This is a genomic window from Streptomyces sp. CBMA123 (assembly GCF_014596465.1).
Taxonomy (GTDB): domain Bacteria; phylum Actinomycetota; class Actinomycetes; order Streptomycetales; family Streptomycetaceae; genus Kitasatospora.
The window spans coordinates 1-2,369 of the sequence record NZ_MECK01000431.1 but is presented as its reverse complement, the minus strand read 5'-3'; the positions used below and the strand labels follow the sequence as shown (position 1 = coordinate 2,369).

At 56.6% G+C, this 2,369-nt stretch carries 1 rRNA gene; it reads left to right on the top strand.

Annotated elements, in window-relative coordinates:
- Positions 1–2,367: ribosomal RNA gene (locus BG452_RS32720) — 23S ribosomal RNA — on the top strand; the annotation flags it as partial.
- Positions 2,368–2,369: the final 2 nt, after the last annotated feature.

The following is a 2,369-nucleotide window of genomic DNA, read 5'->3' as shown; positions in this document are numbered from 1 at the left end:
TACAGTTGCATGCCCAAGACCCGAAGCGGAGTGATCTAGCCATGGGCAGGTTGAAGCGCGGGTAAGACCGTGTGGAGGACCGAACCCACCAGGGTTGAAAACCTGGGGGATGACCTGTGGTTAGGGGTGAAAGGCCAATCAAACTCCGTGATAGCTGGTTCTCCCCGAAATGCATTTAGGTGCAGCGTCACGTGTTTCTTGCCGGAGGTAGAGCACTGGATAGGCGATGGGCCTTACCGGGTTACTGACCTTAGCCAAACTCCGAATGCCGGTAAGTGAGAGCGTGGCAGTGAGACTGTGGGGGATAAGCTCCATGGTCGAGAGGGAAACAGCCCAGAACACCGACTAAGGTCCCTAAGCGTGTGCTAAGTGGGAAAGGATGTGGAGTCGCAGAGACAACCAGGAGGTTGGCTTAGAAGCAGCCACCCTTGAAAGAGTGCGTAATAGCTCACTGGTCAAGTGATTCCGCGCCGACAATGTAGCGGGGCTCAAGCACATCACCGAAGTCGTGTCATTGCAGCATATAGGGCCAACGCCTGCTGTGATGGGTAGGGGAGCGTCGTGTGCCGGGTGAAGCGGCGGTGGAAACCAGTCGTGGACGGTATACGAGTGAGAATGCAGGCATGAGTAGCGATACAAGAGTGGGAAACTCTTGCGCCGATTGACCAAGGGTTCCTGGGTCAAGCTGATCTGCCCAGGGTAAGTCGGGACCTAAGGCGAGGCCGACAGGCGTAGTCGATGGACAACGGGTTGATATTCCCGTACCCGCTTTGAAGCGCCAACGTCGAACCAGATGATGCTAAGGCCGTGAAGCCGTCCCGGAGCCTTCGGGCAAAGGGAAGTGGTGGAGCCGCCGGTCCAAGTCTGTAGTAGGTGAGCGATGGGGTGACGCAGGAAGGTAGTCCAGCCCGGGCGGTGGTAGTCCCGGGGTAAGGGTGTAGGCCGAGTGATAGGCAAATCCGTCACTCATTGAGGCTGAGACCTGATGCCGAGCCGATTGTGGTGAAGTGGATGATCCTATGCTGTCGAGAAAAGCCTCTAGCGAGTTTCATGGCGGCCCGTACCCCAAACCGACTCAGGTGGTCAGGTAGAGAATACCGAGGCGTTCGGGTGAACTATGGTTAAGGAACTCGGCAAAATGCCCCCGTAACTTCGGGAGAAGGGGGGCCATTCCTGGTGACGAGTCTTGCACTCTGAGCTGGGGGTGGCCGCAGAGACCAGCGAGAAGCGACTGTTTACTAAAAACACAGGTCCGTGCGAAGCCGTAAGGCGATGTATACGGACTGACGCCTGCCCGGTGCTGGAACGTTAAGGGGACCGGTTAGCTCCACTTCGGTGGGGCGAAGCTGAGAACTTAAGCGCCAGTAAACGGCGGTGGTAACTATAACCATCCTAAGGTAGCGAAATTCCTTGTCGGGTAAGTTCCGACCTGCACGAATGGCGTAACGACTTCTCGACTGTCTCAACCATAGGCCCGGTGAAATTGCATTACGAGTAAAGATGCTCGTTTCGCGCAGCAGGACGGAAAGACCCCGGGACCTTTACTATAGCTTGATATTGGTGTTCGGTTCGGCTTGTGTAGGATAGGTGGGAGACTTTGAAGCAGCAACGCCAGTTGTTGTGGAGTCGCCGTTGAAATACCACTCTGGTCGTGCTGGATGTCTAACCTGGGTCCGTGATCCGGATCAGGGACAGTGTCTGGTGGGTAGTTTAACTGGGGCGGTTGCCTCCTAAAGAGTAACGGAGGCGCCCAAAGGTTCCCTCAGCCTGGTTGGCAATCAGGTGTTGAGTGTAAGTGCACAAGGGAGCTTGACTGTGAGACTGACGGGTCGAGCAGGTACGAAAGTAGGGACTAGTGATCCGGCGGTGGCTTGTGGAAGCGCCGTCGCTCAACGGATAAAAGGTACCCCGGGGATAACAGGCTGATCTTCCCCAAGAGTCCATATCGACGGGATGGTTTGGCACCTCGATGTCGGCTCGTCGCATCCTGGGGCTGGAGTAGGTCCCAAGGGTTGGGCTGTTCGCCCATTAAAGCGGTACGCGAGCTGGGTTTAGAACGTCGTGAGACAGTTCGGTCCCTATCCGCTGTGCGCGTAGGAGTGTTGAGAAGGGCTGTCCCTAGTACGAGAGGACCGGGACGGACGAACCTCTGGTGTGCCAGTTGTCCTGCCAAGGGCATGGCTGGTTGGCTACGTTCGGGAGGGATAACCGCTGAAAGCATCTAAGCGGGAAGCCTGCTTCGAGATGAGCACTCCCACCTCCTTGAGAGGGTAAGGCTCCCAGTAGACGACTGGGTTGATAGGCCGGATATGGAAGCCCTGTGAGGGGTGGAGTTGACCGGTACTAATAGGCCGAGGGCTTGTCCTCAG